The following is a 14821-nucleotide window of genomic DNA, read 5'->3' as shown; positions in this document are numbered from 1 at the left end:
TTTTTATAGAAAGGGCGCTGCGGCCAAAACCGCGACGTGCCGTTCAACAGCCCAAAGAGCTAAACTTGTTTACTGAAATTATGATCGTGGTCCTGCTCACCGTATTGAACGGTGTGCTTGCCATGTCCGAGCTTGCCGTTGTCTCCTCCAGACCGGCGAGGCTCAAGGTGCTTGCCGCGCAAGGCAGCAGAGGCGCCACCATGGCGCTCGGCCTTTCCGAAAATCCCGGACGCTTTCTTTCCACAGTGCAGATCGGCATCACGCTGGTCGGCGTTCTGTCCGGTGCATTTTCCGGCGCCACACTCGGCGCCCGGTTCACCGCATGGCTTCTGGAGCAGGGCGTTCCGGATCGTGCCGCCGATGCAATCGGTGTCGGCTCGGTGGTTGTCGCCATCACCTATCTGTCGCTGATCGTTGGCGAGCTGGTGCCCAAGCAGATCGCTCTGCGCGATCCCGAAAAGGTTGCCGCGCGCGTCGCGCCCACCATGGTGATGCTGTCGCGGGTCGGCGCGCCGCTGGTATGGCTGCTCGACAAGTCGGGCAAGGCCGTTCTTGCCCTTCTCGGCCATAGCGGCGAGTCCAACGCGTCGGTGACCGACGACGAAATTCGCACCGTTCTGGCCGAGGCGCACAGCGCTGGCGTGATCGAGACCGAGGAATCGGCGATGATTACCAGCGTCATGCGTCTTGCCGACCGCAATGCGCGTGGCCTGATGACGCCGCGCCGTGACGTGGAAGTGGTGGATATCGAAGACAGCGCGGAAGAAATCCGCGAGCAGCTTCGCGGCACGCAGCGGTCGCGCCTACCTGTGCGCAACGGCGCTTCCGATGAAATTCTCGGCGTGCTTTTCGCCAAGGACGCCTTTGATGCGCTTGCCTCCGGCAAGGAGCTGGATGTGCGCGAGCTTCTGCGCGAAGTTCCTGTCGTCTCGGATCTGACCAGCGCCGTGGACGTCATCCAGTCGCTGCGCCGTTCAACGGTGCATATGGTGCTGGTCTATGACGAATACGGCCATTTCGAAGGTATCGTCAGCTCCGGCGACGTTCTGGAGGCCATCACCGGCGCGTTCCAGGAAGATAATGACGAGGAGCCGGCAATGGTCGAGCGCGAGGACGGTTCATTCCTCGTCGCCGGCTGGATGCCGGCCGATGAGTTCGCTTACCGCATGGGATTCCAGATCGACGAGGATGCCGAGTTCGAGACCGTTGCCGGTCTGGTGCTGGATGAGTTCCGTCGTCTGCCGGAACTGGGCGAGCACATCACCCGCAACGGCTGGCGTTTCGAAGTCATCGACCTTGATGGCCATCGTATCGACAAGGTGCTCGTGAGCCGGGCCGCCTGATGTCTGGCGACATTGCCGAAAAAGCGAGACTGCGCGGCGAAAGGCTTGCCGTGCGTGATGCGCTGACGCAGGCCGAGCGGCAGGAAAAGAGCCAGGCGCTGACCGCCCATGGCGCATCCGCCATCCCCTTTGCGCCGGGCGCGATCATTTCCGGTTTCATGCCGATCCGTTCCGAGGCCGATATCCGGCCGCTGATGGAGGCGCTGCGGACAAAGGGCGGGCGCCTTGTGCTTCCCGTTGTGCTGGACCGCGAAACCATCGTTTTTCGCGCCTTCGACGCGGACACCACATTGGTGAAGACCGGCTTCGGCACGACCGGGCCGGGGGCGGATGCGGATGTTCTCGATCCGGATATTCTGCTCGTGCCGCTCTCTGTCTTTGACGCGCATGGTCAGCGTATCGGTTATGGCGCGGGCCACTATGACCGCGCCATTGCGCGATTGCATGGCAAGGGTCGGAGCCCCGTTCTCATCGGTGTCGCCTTTGATTGTCAGGAAGTAGCGTTGGTGCCGGCGGAGCCGCATGACGTGCCGCTTGATGCAATTCTGACGGAGAGCGGCCTGCGCTGGTTTTCCGCACGGCGGTCAATGCCCGATCAAGGGCAAAAGGCGCTTTAGCACTTTTTAAAACACGGATTACCCGCTAGAGGGACGCAATCCAAAGAACATACGCAAAACGGGGCGGTGAATGAGACTTCTTTTTCTCGGAGACATGGTGGGCAAGACCGGACGCACGGCGGTCTGGGACAGGTTGCCGGGACTGATTTCCGATCTGAAGCTCGATTTCGTCATCGTCAACGGTGAAAATGCCGCCGGCGGTTTCGGCATTACCGAGGATATCTACCTCGAGACCATCAATGCCGGCGCCGATGTGGTGACGACGGGCAACCATGTCTGGGACCAGAAGGAGGCTGTTTCCTTCTGCGAGCGCCACGACCAGTTCCTGCGTCCCGCCAATTATCCTGAGGGTACGCCGGGCAAGGGCTCGGGCATTTTTTATGCCCGCAACGGCGCGCGCATCCTCGTCGCCAACATTATGGGCCGCGTCTTCATGCATCCGGAACTGGACGATCCCTTCAAGTCGGCCGAGACTATTCTTGCCGCCTGCCCGCTGAAAGAGCAGGCCGACGCCATCATTTTCGATTTTCATGCCGAGGCAACCAGCGAAAAACAGTGTTTCGGCCATTTCGTCGACGGCCGTGCGAGCTTCGTTGTCGGCACCCATACGCATGTTCCGACGGCGGATGCGCAAATCCTCAATGGCGGCACCGCCTATATGTCGGATGCCGGCATGTGCGGTGATTATGACAGCTCGCTCGGTATGGAGAAGGAAGAGCCGATCAACCGTTTCATCTCCAAGATGCCGAAGGGGCGCTTCGAGGCGGCAAGCGGGCCGGCGACGATCTGCGGCGTCGGTGTCGAAATTTCCGACCGCACCGGACTGGCTGAAAAGATTGCGCCACTGCGCATCGGACCGAGGCTCTCCGAAACCCTTCCGTCTTTCTGGGCCTGACCCTCCTTCAGCGGGAATGCTCACAATGACGAGATTGTGAGCATTCCCACAGCTCTTGCAACTGGACGCCTTGCAAAACCTGTCTCATCCTCTGCCCTTCGCAAGTTCAGGGGAGTGGCATGATGCTGCGTGTGCTAATGCTTGCAATAACGGGACTGCTCACCTGCGCGGGAGCGGCCTTCGCCCAGACGGAAAGTCGCCCGCCCGTCAGCCAGTGCCAGGCGATTGCCCGCAATATTCCCGGTGTGATGTTCGCCAGTTTCAATCCACCCGGCGTTCAGCTTGCCCAGGCCGCTTCCCGGGAAGAAGTGAAGATCAGCTTCATCGGCCATTCCACCTATCTTATCGAAAGCCCCGGTGGGGTGACGATCGCCACCGACTATAATGGCGTCTATCGCCCGCCCGTCACCCCGACGGTGGTGACGATGAACAGGGCGCATTCGACCCATTTCACCCTCAATCCGGATCCAGCCACTCAACACGTGCTGCATGGCTGGAGCGATACGCCGGGCGAAAAGGCCGAGCACAAGGTTCTGGTGGGCGATGTCTATATCCGCAATGTCGCGACCGATATCCGCAACCGCTGGGGTGACTATGAATCCTTCCAGGAAAACGGCAATTCCATCTTCATTTTCGAAGTTGCAGGACTATGCATAGGCCATCTCGGCCACCTGCATCACGAATTGACGGATACGCATTATGCCGAAATAGGTCGCCTGGATGTGCTGATGGTTCCGGTGGATGGCGGCCTGACCATGGGGGCCGACAGCATGAGCCGGGTGGTGAAACGCCTGCGCTCCGCGCTGATCCTGCCGATGCACCGCACCGGGCCGCCGCTCGAGCAGTTTCTGACAATGTTTGGTGAAAGTTTCCAGATTGCCTATGCCGCCGATCCGGTGATCCGCGTTTCAATGAGAAACCTTCCCCGCCAACCGCAGATACTGGTGCCGAAAGGCATGTAGCAGGCGGTGGGCGAGGAAGGCCGGGGGAGCCCGGAAAATCAGGAGCTAGAACCAGGCAAAGGTGTCAGGCGAAGGTGAGGTGCTGGCGGACGCCGACGTCGGGTGTCTTGTCATCCGACATGTTGGCCTTGGCGATTTCCCAGCCGAATTTCAGCGTGCTGTCGGTTGACGCCCAGATATCGGCATCATCGACGTGAAGCGCCAGCATCGTCAGCAGCGGATCGGCCTTGCCATGTTCGAACCAGGCGGCAGTGACGGAATTCCAGTATTCGTCGATCTTCGCCCTGTCGTCACGCGCTTCCAGAATGCCGGAGAGGCAGGCGTGATAATCATGGTCCTTGCCGACGAGGCAGAAATGCGCACGCGAGCCTGACTTCAGCGATTTTACGAGATCGGTGTCTTTTTTGGAGAAAAACCAGATGGTGTTGGTCTTCGGGTCAGCATGAGGCGCCATGGGCTGCATATGGTTGTGCAGGCCTTCCAGACCGAGCATGCCGGCATGGACGGAATTGATCTCGTCCCAGAGCTGGCGGGCCGGGGCTTCTCTTGCTTCAGTCAGGCTGACCATGTGTTTTCTCCTTCCGGTCTGTTTTGCTGCGACGGCGAGAAATCCATGCCCTCATGTGCCGCGTTCATGATCAAAACGAGAAGCGGATAAATCAGTTCCTTCTATTGTTGACGGAAGAGAAAGCGCTTGCGGGGTTGAACGGCGGGCGTATCGCACTTATAAGGCCCGCAATCTCCAAATTAAGACAATCAGGTTTTCCATGGCTGGTCATTCACAGTTCAAGAACATCATGCACCGCAAGGGCAAGCAGGACTCCGTACGGTCCAAAATGTTTTCCAAGCTTGCGCGTGAAATCACCGTTGCGGCAAAGGCGGGCATGCCCGACCCGAACATGAACGCGCGCCTGCGTCTGGCAATCCAGAACGCCAAGGCCCAGTCCATGCCGAAGGACAATATCGAGCGCGCGATCAAGAAAGCTTCCGGTGCAGACAGCGAAAACTACGATGAAGTCCGTTACGAGGGTTACGGCCCGGGTGGCGTTGCCGTCGTCGTCGAGGCCCTGACCGACAACCGCAACCGCACCGCCTCCAACGTGCGCTCCATCTTCACCAAGGCCGGTGGCGCGCTGGGTGAAACGGGCTCCGTTTCCTTCTCCTTCGACCGCGTTGGCGAAATCACCTATAAGGTCGAAGTCGGCGATGCCGACAAGGTCATGGAAGCGGCCATCGAAGCGGGCGCCGACGATGTCGAATCCTCCGAAGACGGCCACACCATCATCTGCGGGTTCGAAGCGATGAACGAGGTTTCCAAGGCGCTGGAAGGCGTGCTGGGCGAAGCCGAAAGCGTCAAGGCCATCTGGAAGCCGCAGAACACGGTGCCGGTGGATGAAGAAAAGGCGCAGTCGCTGATGAAGCTCATCGACAATCTCGAAGACGATGACGACGTGCAGAGCGTCTATTCCAACTTCGAGGTTTCCGAAGAAATTCTCGCCAAGCTCTCCGCCTGACGTTTCAGATTTAATAAAAAGCCCCGGTAGCTCTCTCGCTCCGGGGCTTTTTTATTCAGGCCGCCTTCCTGATGGAACTCCGCACATCGGCGAAAATTTCCACGGAACGCAGCCGTTTTTCGATGTCATGGATCGGCATCGATACGATCAGTTCGTCTGCCTGCGTTTCGGCAAGGAAACCACCGAGATGACGCTCGATCGTTTCGGGCGAGCCGACGGCGGCGAAACGCAATGTATGCTCCACCGAGAAACGCTCCATCTCGTTCCAGTAACCGTCCATGCTGTGCACCGGCTTCGGGAACGGGGTGCGGACATTGCGGCGCAGATTGACGAATTGCTGCTGGGACGAGGTGAAGAGATGTTGCGCCTCCTCATCCGTATCCGCGCCGACACCCATCACACCCACCATCACATAGGGCTTGTCCAGCACTTCGGAGGGCTGGAAGCGCTCGCGATAGATATGGATCGCCTCCATCAGCATGTCAGGGGCAAAATGTGACGCGAAGGAATAGGGCAGGCCAAGTGCCGCGGCGAGATGCGCGCTGTATGTGCTGGAGCCGAGCAGCCAGAGCGGCACGTTGGAATTCATGCCCGGCACGGCGAGGATCGCCTGGTCTTGCTGTGGCGGGCCGAGGTAACGCTGCAGTTCGATGATATCCTGCGGGAAGTTTTCCGCACCGGCATCAAGATTGCGGCGCAGTGCCCGTGCCGTGCGCATATCGGTTCCGGGCGCGCGGCCAAGACCGAGATCGACGCGGCCGGGCAGCAGCGCCGCTAGCGTGCCGAACTGCTCGGCGATGACGAGAGGGGAATGGTTGGGCAGCATGATGCCGCCGGAGCCGACACGGATATGTTTCGTGGCCGCACCCACATGGGCGATGACGAGCGATGTTGCCGCGCTGGCAATGCCCGGCATGCCGTGGTGTTCCGCCAGCCAGATGCGGTTATAGCCGTGGTCTTCGGCCTTGATTGCCATGCGGCGGGAATTTTCAAGCGCCGTGCTGACGCTCTCGCCTTCGCCGATGGGCGAAAGGTCGAGAATGGAAAAGGGGATCATCCGACGCTCCTGCGTAAATTCAAATCTTTGCTGCGGATGTAAGGCGCGTGTCCCGATTTACCATAGAAGTCGCATAGAATTGATGGATGGTTCAAAAAAATTGGGGCCTCCGAAGAGGCCCCTTTAACTCAGCTGGCCCGCCGGAACTGACGGGTTTTGCCGTGTCCCGCTGCTTGCCCGTCAGTGGCCAGCACGAATTGTCCGAGCCTGCCGTCCATCTCGCCCGCTTCGGAGGCGAGGTTATGAATGGCGGCCGTCGTTTCCTCCACCATGGCGGCATTCTGCTGCGTCATGGTGTCGAGGCTGGTGACGGTGCCATTGATTTCCGCAAGCGTTTGCGCTTCCTCGCGGGTCGATTCCATGATCTCCTCGATGCGGGAGCTGATGGTCTGTACATGCTTGCCGATGCCGGTGAGCGAAGCGCCTGCCTTTTCGACTAAGACAACACCTGCGGAAACCTCGTCGGTGGAGCGTTTCAGCAGGCTGGAGATTTCCTTGGCAGCGGCGGCCGAACGCTGCGCCAGTTCACGCACTTCCTGTGCCACAACCGCAAACCCCCTGCCGGCGTCGCCCGCGCGGGCAGCTTCCACACCCGCATTCAATGCGAGAAGGTTCGTCTGGAAAGCGATTTCATCGATGACGCCAATGATCTGGTTGATCTGGCGCGATGAGGTCTGGATCGCCTCCATGGCGGCGATGGTCTGCTCCATCACGCGGCTGGATGCCGTCGCCTCCGTGCTCGCGTCATGGGCGATCCGCGTTGCCTGTTCGGCACGTTCGATCTGGTCGCGGACGGCCACGGTGATGGCCTTGATGGCGCTTGCCGTCTCGGTAATGGAGGCCGCCTGCCGCTCGGTGCGCTCTGCCAGCTGGTCGGCACCCACCCGCATTTCTTCGGAACCGCCACGAACGGCTGTGGAATTGCCGCCGATGGCCTGCATGGTTTCGCTCAGCCGGGCAAGCGCCGTATTGAAGTTGTGGCGCAGGCTTTCGAGATCGTCGGGGAATACGGTGTCGATACGATAGGCAAGATTGCCGTTCGCCAGCCGGTCCAGACCTTCGTCCAGAGACTGCACGACCATTTGCAGGGTTCCGGCCTCGGCCTCCCGTTGCGCAAGATGCGCGCGGCGGGCTGTTTCGGCTTCCTCCCGGGTGCGTGATGCGGTCTCTTCCATCTCCCGCTGCAGAATAAGCTTTTCACGGAAACTGCCGAGCGCACGCGCCATGCGGCCGATCTCGTCCTTCCGGTCCTGATTGCCGATCTCCGCATCAAGACGACCTGCCGCCACTTCGCCGGTCAGCCCGGCGAGCTTTTCCAGCGGGGCGAACAGGCGCCGTGCGAAAAAGGCCGTCGCCGCACACATGGCGGCCAGAACGCAAAGGCCGATCACGGCAAGTGTGCCGGCAATCGAGATGGAACCCGCGTTCAGCTCGCTGCGCAACATGCTTTCGACGGCGAGATATTTTTCACCTGCAAAGGAGAAGGGGCGGGCATAGGCATTGGCCTCGCCATCCGGGCGGTCGATCTTGGCAATCGTCATGCCGGCGGCGTTCAGCGCCTGTCCATGGAAACCGTAGATTGCCGGGTCGAGGCCGATGAGCTTTTCGCTCTGCTCGCCCAGAACCTTGCCATCCGCCGAAATGATTGCCGATTGTTCGGAACTGCCGGCCGCGATGCCCTTTGCGAGTATCTGGCTGAACACGTCCTCCTTGACGCGGAAGAGGACGATGCCCTTGAAGGCACCGAATTTGACGACCGGAACGCCGAAATAAATACCGACCTCTTTCGTTGCGGCATCTATGCGCAGGCCGGAGAAACTGGTTTGCGCCATGTCGTTGACGGCTTTTTCGGCATTCGCGGCACCGCGTGTAAATGCTGCGCCGAGACCGCTTTCCGCCCAGACGCCGCCGGTCACGGTTTCCGCAAAGGCCGTTCCCTTCAGATAAGAGTAATAAACCGTGCCGGCCGGATCGATGAAAAGGACGTCGCTGAACGGCGTTCCCTGCAGATATCCGCCGATATCCGTCTGGGTCTTTTCATGGGTCGAATAATAAAAGCCGCTTGGGCTTTCCGGCTTGATCAGCTTTTCCTTTTCACCGAAGGGATTTTCCTTGACGAAGACTCGCTGCAGTTCCGCCTTCGCGTCACCGGAATTCTTTTGTACGGTTGCCCAGCCGCTGCGCATGGAAACAACAGCCATTTGCAGTGCTTCGATCTTGGCGATGGAGTCCGCCTGCGTCTTCAGCTGTTCAAGGCGTTCCTGAAGCATGTCGCCACGGAAGACGAGAATGCTCTCCATGGATTTCGACGCCTGTTCTTCGAGAACGCCACTGCTGCTTTGATAACCGAGAAGGGTCAGAGCCCCGGTAGAGATTGCCATCAGCGCCAGGAAAATCACCAGCACTTTGGTGGATATGGAATGAAAACGATTCAGCATGGCCGAAGCAGCCCCCAATGCCGGATCAGTTCCCGCGCCACGCATGGATGGCGCCATCGGACGGCTGATATGGCGAAAATATTGTGCTGCGGATCATCATGTCCGCAGCTCCCCTTTTGTTGGTTTTGTGGGGGAACAATGCGGTACGCGGTTTAAGCAGAGGTAAATGCTGCATTGCAAATTTGAGCAATGTTGTCGTTTTGTTCACTTATCGCTGGCAGGGTCGCAGCCGGAAAGATAAGGTAACTCATGCAAAAGACGATTCGAATCATTGGCATCGACCCCGGACTGCGGCGCACCGGCTGGGGTGTCATCGACACCCTTGGCAACAGCCTGCGGTTTGTCGCTTCCGGCACGGTAACGTCGGATGGTGATATGGACCTCGCCTCCCGGCTCTGCCAGTTGCATGACGGGCTGGCGGACATCGTGCACAGCCACCAGCCCGATGAGGCGGCGGTGGAGCAGACTTTCGTGAACAAGGACGCAGTGGCGACGCTGAAACTCGGCCAGGCGCGCGGCATTGCGATGCTGGTTCCGGCACGTGCGGGATTGCCGGTCTTCGAATATGCGCCGAACGCTGTGAAGAAGGCGGTCATCGGCGTCGGGCACGGCGAAAAGCAGCAAATTCACATGATGCTGAAAATCCTGATGCCGAAGGCCGAATTCAAGGGTAACGATGCAGCGGACGCGCTCGCCATCGCCATCTGCCACGCCCATAATCGCGGCGGTGACAGGATGCGGCGGCTCCTGGCGGCCGGTTGAATATAAGGTCTCATTGAGCGGGCGGCATCATGATCGGAAAACTGAAGGGCAGCATCGAGGAAATCGGCGCGGATTACGTGCTGGTGGATGTGCACGGCGTCTGTTACGTCGCCTATTGTTCGGCGCGCACACTGTCGAAAATCGGCTCCGTCGGGGAGGCGGTGGTGCTGTTCATCGAAACCTACGTGCGCGAGGACCAGCTGAAGCTGTTCGGCTTTCTGTCGGCGCTGGAGCGAGAGTGGTTCAACCTGCTGCAGAGCGTGCAGGGGGTTGGTTCGAAAGTGGCTTTGGCCGTCCTTTCCACGCTGTCGCCCTCCGAGCTTGCCAATGCCATCGCGCTTCAGGACAAGGTAATGATTTCGCGTGCGCCCGGCGTGGGGCCGAAAGTGGCGGTTCGCCTCGTGACGGAACTTCGCAACAAGGCGCCTGCGTTCGCTGGGGATGCTTCGGCGTCCATCGGGCTCAAGCAGGAACTTGGGGAAGGCGTTGCTTCCGCGCCTGTTGCCGACGCAGTCTCCGCGCTCACCAATCTTGGCTATTCGCGTGATCAGGCCGCCAATGCCGTTGCCGCCGCGCTGAAGAATGGCGGCGAGGGCGGGGACAGCGCCAAGCTGATCCGGCTCGGGCTGAAAGAGCTTTCGCGGTAAGAATGGCTGGTAAGCGGGCGTGTAGCCCATACATATCCTGAATTTCGTGAAGCGCGTTGTTGCGATACTCATGATATAGCGGCGGCGGTTACCTGATGAATTCGGCTATAACAATGGAATGCCCTGAATGAGCGATGCGGAGAGACTGATTACCCCGGAAAAGCGCGGCGAGGATATCGACACCACGCTACGTCCGCAGTCGCTGGACGATTTTACCGGCCAGGCAGAAGCCCGCGCCAATCTCAAGGTATTTATTGAAGCCGCCAAGAACCGGGGCGAGGCGCTTGATCACGTACTGTTCGTCGGCCCGCCCGGCCTCGGCAAGACGACGCTGGCGCAAATCATGGCCAAGGAGCTTGGCGTCAACTTCAAGTCCACATCAGGGCCGGTCATTGCCAAGGCAGGCGATCTTGCCGCGCTTCTCACCAATCTCGAGGAGCGCGATGTTCTGTTCATCGATGAAATCCACCGTCTAAACCCTGCTGTGGAGGAAATCCTCTATCCGGCGATGGAGGATTTCCAGCTCGATCTCATCATCGGCGAGGGACCGGCGGCGCGCTCGGTGAAGATCGATCTTTCCAAATTCACCCTTGTTGCCGCAACGACCCGTCTCGGCCTTCTGACGACACCGCTGCGCGACCGTTTCGGCATTCCCGTCCGGCTGGCTTTCTACACGGTCGACGAACTGGAACTGATCGTTCGGCGCGGCGCACGGCTTATGGGCCTCAATATGACCGATGAAGGCGCGCGCGAGGTGGCAAGGCGTGCACGCGGCACGCCGCGTATCGCCGGAAGGCTATTGCGCCGGGTGCGTGATTTCGCCGAGGTGGCGCGGGCGGAAGCCGTTACCCGCGAGATCGCCGACGAGGCTTTGACACGGCTTCTGGTCGATAAAATGGGTCTCGACCAGCTGGATATGCGCTATCTCACCATGATCGCCGTCAATTTCGGCGGCGGCCCTGTCGGCATCGAAACCATCGCCGCCGGGCTCTCGGAGCCGCGCGATGCGATCGAGGACATTATCGAACCCTATATGATCCAGCAGGGTTTCATCCAGCGAACGCCGCGCGGGCGTATTCTGACCGGCACGGCCTGGAAACATCTGGGCATGCAGCCGCCGAAGGACCTTGAGGCGGCGCAGTTCCGACTGACGCTGGAGGAGGAGTGAGGGAACAAGCCCGGCGGGCTGGCATTTGACCATCTTTGGCAAGGAGATGATCATGTCGGCATTTCGCAAGGGAACGAAAGTTCGCTGGAATTGGGGTAGTGGCACCGGTGAAGGTAAGATTGTCGAGACCTTCACTGATGACGTTGAGCGCACAATCGCCGGCTTCAGGATCAAGCGGAAGGCGAGCAAGGACGAGCCCGCTTTTCTGATCGAACAGGAAGACGGCGCAAATGTTCTGAAAAGCCGATCGGAGCTTGAGCGGGCCGATTGAACAACGCCGCCATCCGGCGGTCACGGAGGGACGCTGATGCCTTACGATCCGCTGCGGATTTTCCGCAAACTCGCTCGTTACAACCGGTTGGCCAACTTTCGACTGCATCAGGCCTGTCTGCAGCTTTCGCAGGAAGCTTTCATCGCTCCGCGCGTCAGTTTTTTCCCCACTCTCAGGGCTACGCTGAATCACATCTACACTGTCGACCGCTTCTATATCGATGCCCTGCAGGGTGGAACGCTCGGTCTGGCCGCCTTTGCCGAAGATGAGCCCTTCGCCACCATGGCGGAACTGGGCAGCGCCCAGACGGAACTTGACGAGGTACTGATCGCCTTTGTTGACGGTTTGGATGAAGACGGCCTCGCGGCCACGGTCAATATCCATCGCGGCACGCGCATCCAGCAGGATCGCTGCGACGATGTCCTCTCACATCTCTTCCAGCACCAGACGCATCATCGCGGGCAGGCGCATGCCATGCTGTCCGGCACGGCGATAAAACCGCCGCAACTGGATGAATTCATTGTGGGAGATGATGCAAAGGCGAGAAAAGACGAGGTGGATGCGTTAAGGTGGACGGAAGATGATTTGATGTTTCCAGCCCACAGGCCAGCATGATGACGCATGATAATAAAAGCCAGGACACCCGCATCCGTATGAAATTCAAGCCGAAGCGCATCTTCCAGATGCGCGTTGCGGGCCTGGCGTTTCGTGATGGTCATGTGCTGGTGCACCGGGCGTCACATGAAAAATTCTGGACCTTTCCGGGTGGCCGTGCCGAAATGGGTGAGCGCTCGGAAGAAACGCTGGCGCGTGAAATGGTGGAGGAGCTTGGCGTCGAGGCCAAGGTCGGGCGGCTTTTATGGGCGGTTGAGAATTTTTTCCACTACGAGGGCAAGGACTGGCACGAACTCGGTTTTTATTACCTGATGGACCTGCCGCAGACGCTGGCCTTTCATCCGACCGACATCATCCATCGCGTTCAGGATGGCGACAACGAACTGGAATTCCGCTGGGTGGCGGCAAGCCGGCAGGCGTTGACGGAACTGGATATTCCGCCTTATTTCATCGCCGACGAAATAGAACACCTGCCGCAGACAACAAGACACCTCGTCTGGCATGACGGCGATCTGGATGACAAATGACTTTTGCCCCCGAACGCCATATGATCCGGTTGGACCGGAAACCGCAGCTTTTCAGCATGCGCGTGGCGGCGCTGATCTTCCAAAATGATCATATTCTCGTTCAGCGCGGTGCTGGCGACAATTATTGGGCCTTGCCGGGCGGACGGGCGGAAATCGGCGAAAGCTCCGAGGAAACCATCATCCGCGAGATTGGCGAGGAGCTTGAGCGAGATTGTTCGGTCGAACGCCTTTTATGGTCCGCCGAGAATTTCTTTGTTTATGGCGATTATGCCGCCCATGAGCTGGCGTTTTATTATCTGGTGTCGCTTCGCCAGGCTTTTCCCTTCCATGAAAGTGATGTCGTTCACCGGGTTCTGGATGGTGTCGAGGTGGAGTTCCGCTGGCTGCGTGCGCAATCTCCCACTCTGCGAGAGCATGATCTCAGACCCCGCTTTATTGCAGACCGCATTGAGGTGCTGCCGCCGCGCCATGAACATTTCATCGTTCGTGAAGGCGACATCGATAGAGACGAATTTACCGAGGAGACATTATGAGCGAGCTTGTGGTTTCGCTTTCCGGCGAACTCATCGAACATGGGCACCGCCTGACGCAACGCGTCTATTATGAGGACACGGATTTTTCCGGCCTCGTTTATCACGCGCGCTACCTGCATTTTCTCGAGCGCGGCCGCACCGATTACCTGCGCTGCCTCGGCTGCGAGCAGAGCGCGCTTTTGACCGCTGACGAGGAAGGCCTTGTTTTCGTCGTTCATCGCATGGAGATTGATTTCAAGACCCCGGCGCGGATGGATGATGTGCTGATAATCACCACTGTGACCGAAAAGGCCGGTGGCGCAAAAATGGTGCTCAATCAGGAAATCCGGCGCGGCGAAACACTGCTTGTTGCCGCCAAGGTCATCATCGCCGTCATCAATGCCAATGGCCGGCCAAGGCGTCTTCCGGAGACGGTGGCGGAAAAATTCCTGAAGTAATTGACGGCCCCGTCGAGTAAATCCATCTGGCGTGGCCCGGCTGTAACACTCCTTTAACCATAATGGTGTCTTACTTTAGCAACTGGCATTTGTGCGGCGCACGCCTTCCTTTCACCAAATTTATTGGCAAGTAAGGCTTACTGGCAAGTATCGGGGTATGGCAAAGGGGTTAACGGCTGAGGCCGCATGACTTCGAGCGTTAACACGCGTTTGAATCGCCCGGTCCCGTACCGGGCGTTTGGATTCGGGGATTGGATATTTATGGAACAGGCAGGTTTGGCAGCGGCGACGCACGATGTAAGTCTCTGGGCACTGTTTATGCAAGCGGGCCTCATCGTGAAGCTCGTGATGATCGGACTTATCGCCGCCTCGGTCTGGACGTGGGCGATCGTCTTTGACAAATATGTGAGCTTCGGCAAGGCAAAGCGCCAGTTCGACCAGTTCGAACAGGTGTTCTGGTCAGGCCAGTCGCTTGAAGAGCTTTATCGCACTCTGGCGGAGCGCCAGAATGGCGGTCTTGCGGCAATTTTCGTTTCCGCCATGCGGGAATGGAAAAAATCATTCGAACGCGGTGCGCGTTCGCCCATCGGTCTGCAGATGCGCATTGACCGGGCAATGGACGTGACGATTGCCCGTGAAGGCGAACAATATGAGGCCCGCCTCGGTTCGCTGGCTACCATCGGTTCGGCAGGTCCCTTTATCGGCCTCTTCGGTACGGTCGTTGGTATCATGACCTCGTTCCAGGCGATTGCCGGTTCGAAGTCCACCAACCTTGCGGTTGTGGCGCCCGGTATCGCTGAAGCGCTTCTGGCAACGGCCATCGGCCTTGTCGCGGCTATTCCGGCGGTTATCGCCTATAACAAGTTCACGGCCGACGCGCACAAGCTTTCCGCCCGTATGGAAGGTTTCGCCGACGAGTTCTCCGCGATCCTGTCGCGCCAGATCGATGAAAAACTTCAGACACGGCAGGCCGCCCAGTAAGCGGCCGCGCAACTTGCATGCTGTGCAATAATTTGCCGCAAGGCAAAATGGAGT

At 59.1% G+C, this 14821-nt stretch carries 17 protein-coding genes; 14 read left to right on the top strand and 3 right to left on the bottom strand.

The annotated features are described in order from the left end of the window. Window positions 1-80: 80 nt before the first annotated feature. The 4 genes from ACQZ5F_RS17055 (at window position 81) to ACQZ5F_RS17040 (ending at window position 3817) form a co-directional block, all read left to right on the top strand. Complete coding sequence (locus ACQZ5F_RS17055; protein WP_046799910.1) at window positions 81-1343, top strand: hemolysin family protein; 1263 nt, start codon at window positions 81-83, stop codon at window positions 1341-1343. Beyond that, window positions 1343-1960, top strand: a complete 618-nt coding sequence (locus tag ACQZ5F_RS17050) for a 5-formyltetrahydrofolate cyclo-ligase (protein WP_225338775.1) — start codon at window positions 1343-1345, stop codon at window positions 1958-1960. Before ACQZ5F_RS17055 ends, ACQZ5F_RS17050 begins: the two co-directional genes overlap by 1 nt. 70 nt (window positions 1961-2030) lie before the next feature. Next, window positions 2031-2855 carry a TIGR00282 family metallophosphoesterase gene (locus tag ACQZ5F_RS17045; protein WP_046799908.1) on the top strand — a complete coding sequence of 275 codons (825 nt, stop codon included), beginning with the start codon at window positions 2031-2033 and terminating at the stop codon, window positions 2853-2855. Between the two features lie 119 nt (window positions 2856-2974). Next, window positions 2975-3817 carry an MBL fold metallo-hydrolase gene (locus ACQZ5F_RS17040; protein ID WP_225338774.1) on the top strand — a complete coding sequence of 281 codons (843 nt, stop codon included), beginning with the start codon at window positions 2975-2977 and terminating at the stop codon, window positions 3815-3817. Between the two features lie 64 nt (window positions 3818-3881). On the opposite strand, the gene ACQZ5F_RS17035 is transcribed toward ACQZ5F_RS17040, so the two are convergent. Next, a complete protein-coding gene (locus ACQZ5F_RS17035; RefSeq protein ID WP_142841537.1) occupies window positions 3882-4385 on the bottom strand; it encodes a pyridoxamine 5'-phosphate oxidase family protein in 504 nt (167 codons plus the stop codon). A 199-nt stretch (window positions 4386-4584) separates the two neighbouring features. Here ACQZ5F_RS17035 and ACQZ5F_RS17030 point away from each other — a divergent pair, with 199 nt between their 5' ends. Next, the gene (locus ACQZ5F_RS17030) at window positions 4585-5331 is read left to right on the top strand and encodes a YebC/PmpR family DNA-binding transcriptional regulator (RefSeq protein ID WP_052819453.1); all 747 of its coding nucleotides are present in this window, start codon (window positions 4585-4587) and stop codon (window positions 5329-5331) included. A gap of 55 nt (window positions 5332-5386) precedes the next feature. On the opposite strand, the gene ACQZ5F_RS17025 is transcribed toward ACQZ5F_RS17030, so the two are convergent. After that, a complete protein-coding gene (locus tag ACQZ5F_RS17025; protein WP_046799904.1) occupies window positions 5387-6388 on the bottom strand; it encodes an LLM class flavin-dependent oxidoreductase in 1002 nt (333 codons plus the stop codon). 128 nt (window positions 6389-6516) lie between these two features. Continuing rightward, complete coding sequence (locus tag ACQZ5F_RS17020; RefSeq protein ID WP_448730597.1) at window positions 6517-8826, bottom strand: methyl-accepting chemotaxis protein; 2310 nt, start codon at window positions 8824-8826, stop codon at window positions 6517-6519. A gap of 249 nt (window positions 8827-9075) precedes the next feature. Between ACQZ5F_RS17020 and ruvC the strand changes: the two genes are divergently transcribed. The 9 genes from ruvC to tolQ all read left to right on the top strand — a co-directional run bounded on the left by ruvC (window position 9076) and on the right by tolQ (window position 14767). Next, window positions 9076-9588: a crossover junction endodeoxyribonuclease RuvC gene (gene ruvC / locus ACQZ5F_RS17015; protein WP_003523217.1), complete on the top strand. Its 513-nt coding sequence runs from the start codon at window positions 9076-9078 to the stop codon at window positions 9586-9588. A gap of 29 nt (window positions 9589-9617) precedes the next feature. Further along, entirely contained in the window at window positions 9618-10235 is a 618-nt protein-coding gene (ruvA, locus tag ACQZ5F_RS17010) for a Holliday junction branch migration protein RuvA (protein ID WP_046799902.1), read from the top strand. A 127-nt stretch (window positions 10236-10362) separates the two neighbouring features. Further along, window positions 10363-11403 (top strand): Holliday junction branch migration DNA helicase RuvB, encoded by a 1041-nt coding sequence (gene ruvB, locus ACQZ5F_RS17005; protein ID WP_225338771.1) that lies wholly within the window; start codon window positions 10363-10365, stop codon window positions 11401-11403. A gap of 52 nt (window positions 11404-11455) precedes the next feature. Next, complete coding sequence (locus tag ACQZ5F_RS17000; RefSeq protein WP_082178892.1) at window positions 11456-11674, top strand: hypervirulence associated TUDOR domain-containing protein; 219 nt, start codon at window positions 11456-11458, stop codon at window positions 11672-11674. 36 nt (window positions 11675-11710) lie between these two features. Then, entirely contained in the window at window positions 11711-12289 is a 579-nt protein-coding gene (locus tag ACQZ5F_RS16995) for a DinB family protein (RefSeq protein ID WP_225338770.1), read from the top strand. Further along, window positions 12289-12816: an NUDIX hydrolase gene (locus tag ACQZ5F_RS16990; protein WP_225244097.1), complete on the top strand. Its 528-nt coding sequence runs from the start codon at window positions 12289-12291 to the stop codon at window positions 12814-12816. The genes ACQZ5F_RS16995 and ACQZ5F_RS16990 overlap by 1 nt, the downstream gene beginning before the upstream one ends. Then, complete coding sequence (locus ACQZ5F_RS16985; protein ID WP_225338769.1) at window positions 12813-13349, top strand: NUDIX hydrolase; 537 nt, start codon at window positions 12813-12815, stop codon at window positions 13347-13349. Before ACQZ5F_RS16990 ends, ACQZ5F_RS16985 begins: the two co-directional genes overlap by 4 nt. Next, window positions 13346-13786, top strand: a complete 441-nt coding sequence (gene ybgC / locus ACQZ5F_RS16980) for a tol-pal system-associated acyl-CoA thioesterase (RefSeq protein ID WP_225338768.1) — start codon at window positions 13346-13348, stop codon at window positions 13784-13786. The genes ACQZ5F_RS16985 and ybgC overlap by 4 nt, the downstream gene beginning before the upstream one ends. A gap of 261 nt (window positions 13787-14047) precedes the next feature. Then, a complete protein-coding gene (gene tolQ / locus ACQZ5F_RS16975) occupies window positions 14048-14767 on the top strand; it encodes a protein TolQ (protein ID WP_003497570.1) in 720 nt (239 codons plus the stop codon). The last annotated feature ends 54 nt before the right edge of the window (window positions 14768-14821 follow it).

This window comes from Agrobacterium sp. 22-210-1, assembly GCF_053522525.1.
The sequence above is the reverse complement of the archived record's forward strand: the minus strand, read 5'-3'. Positions and strand labels throughout refer to the sequence as shown.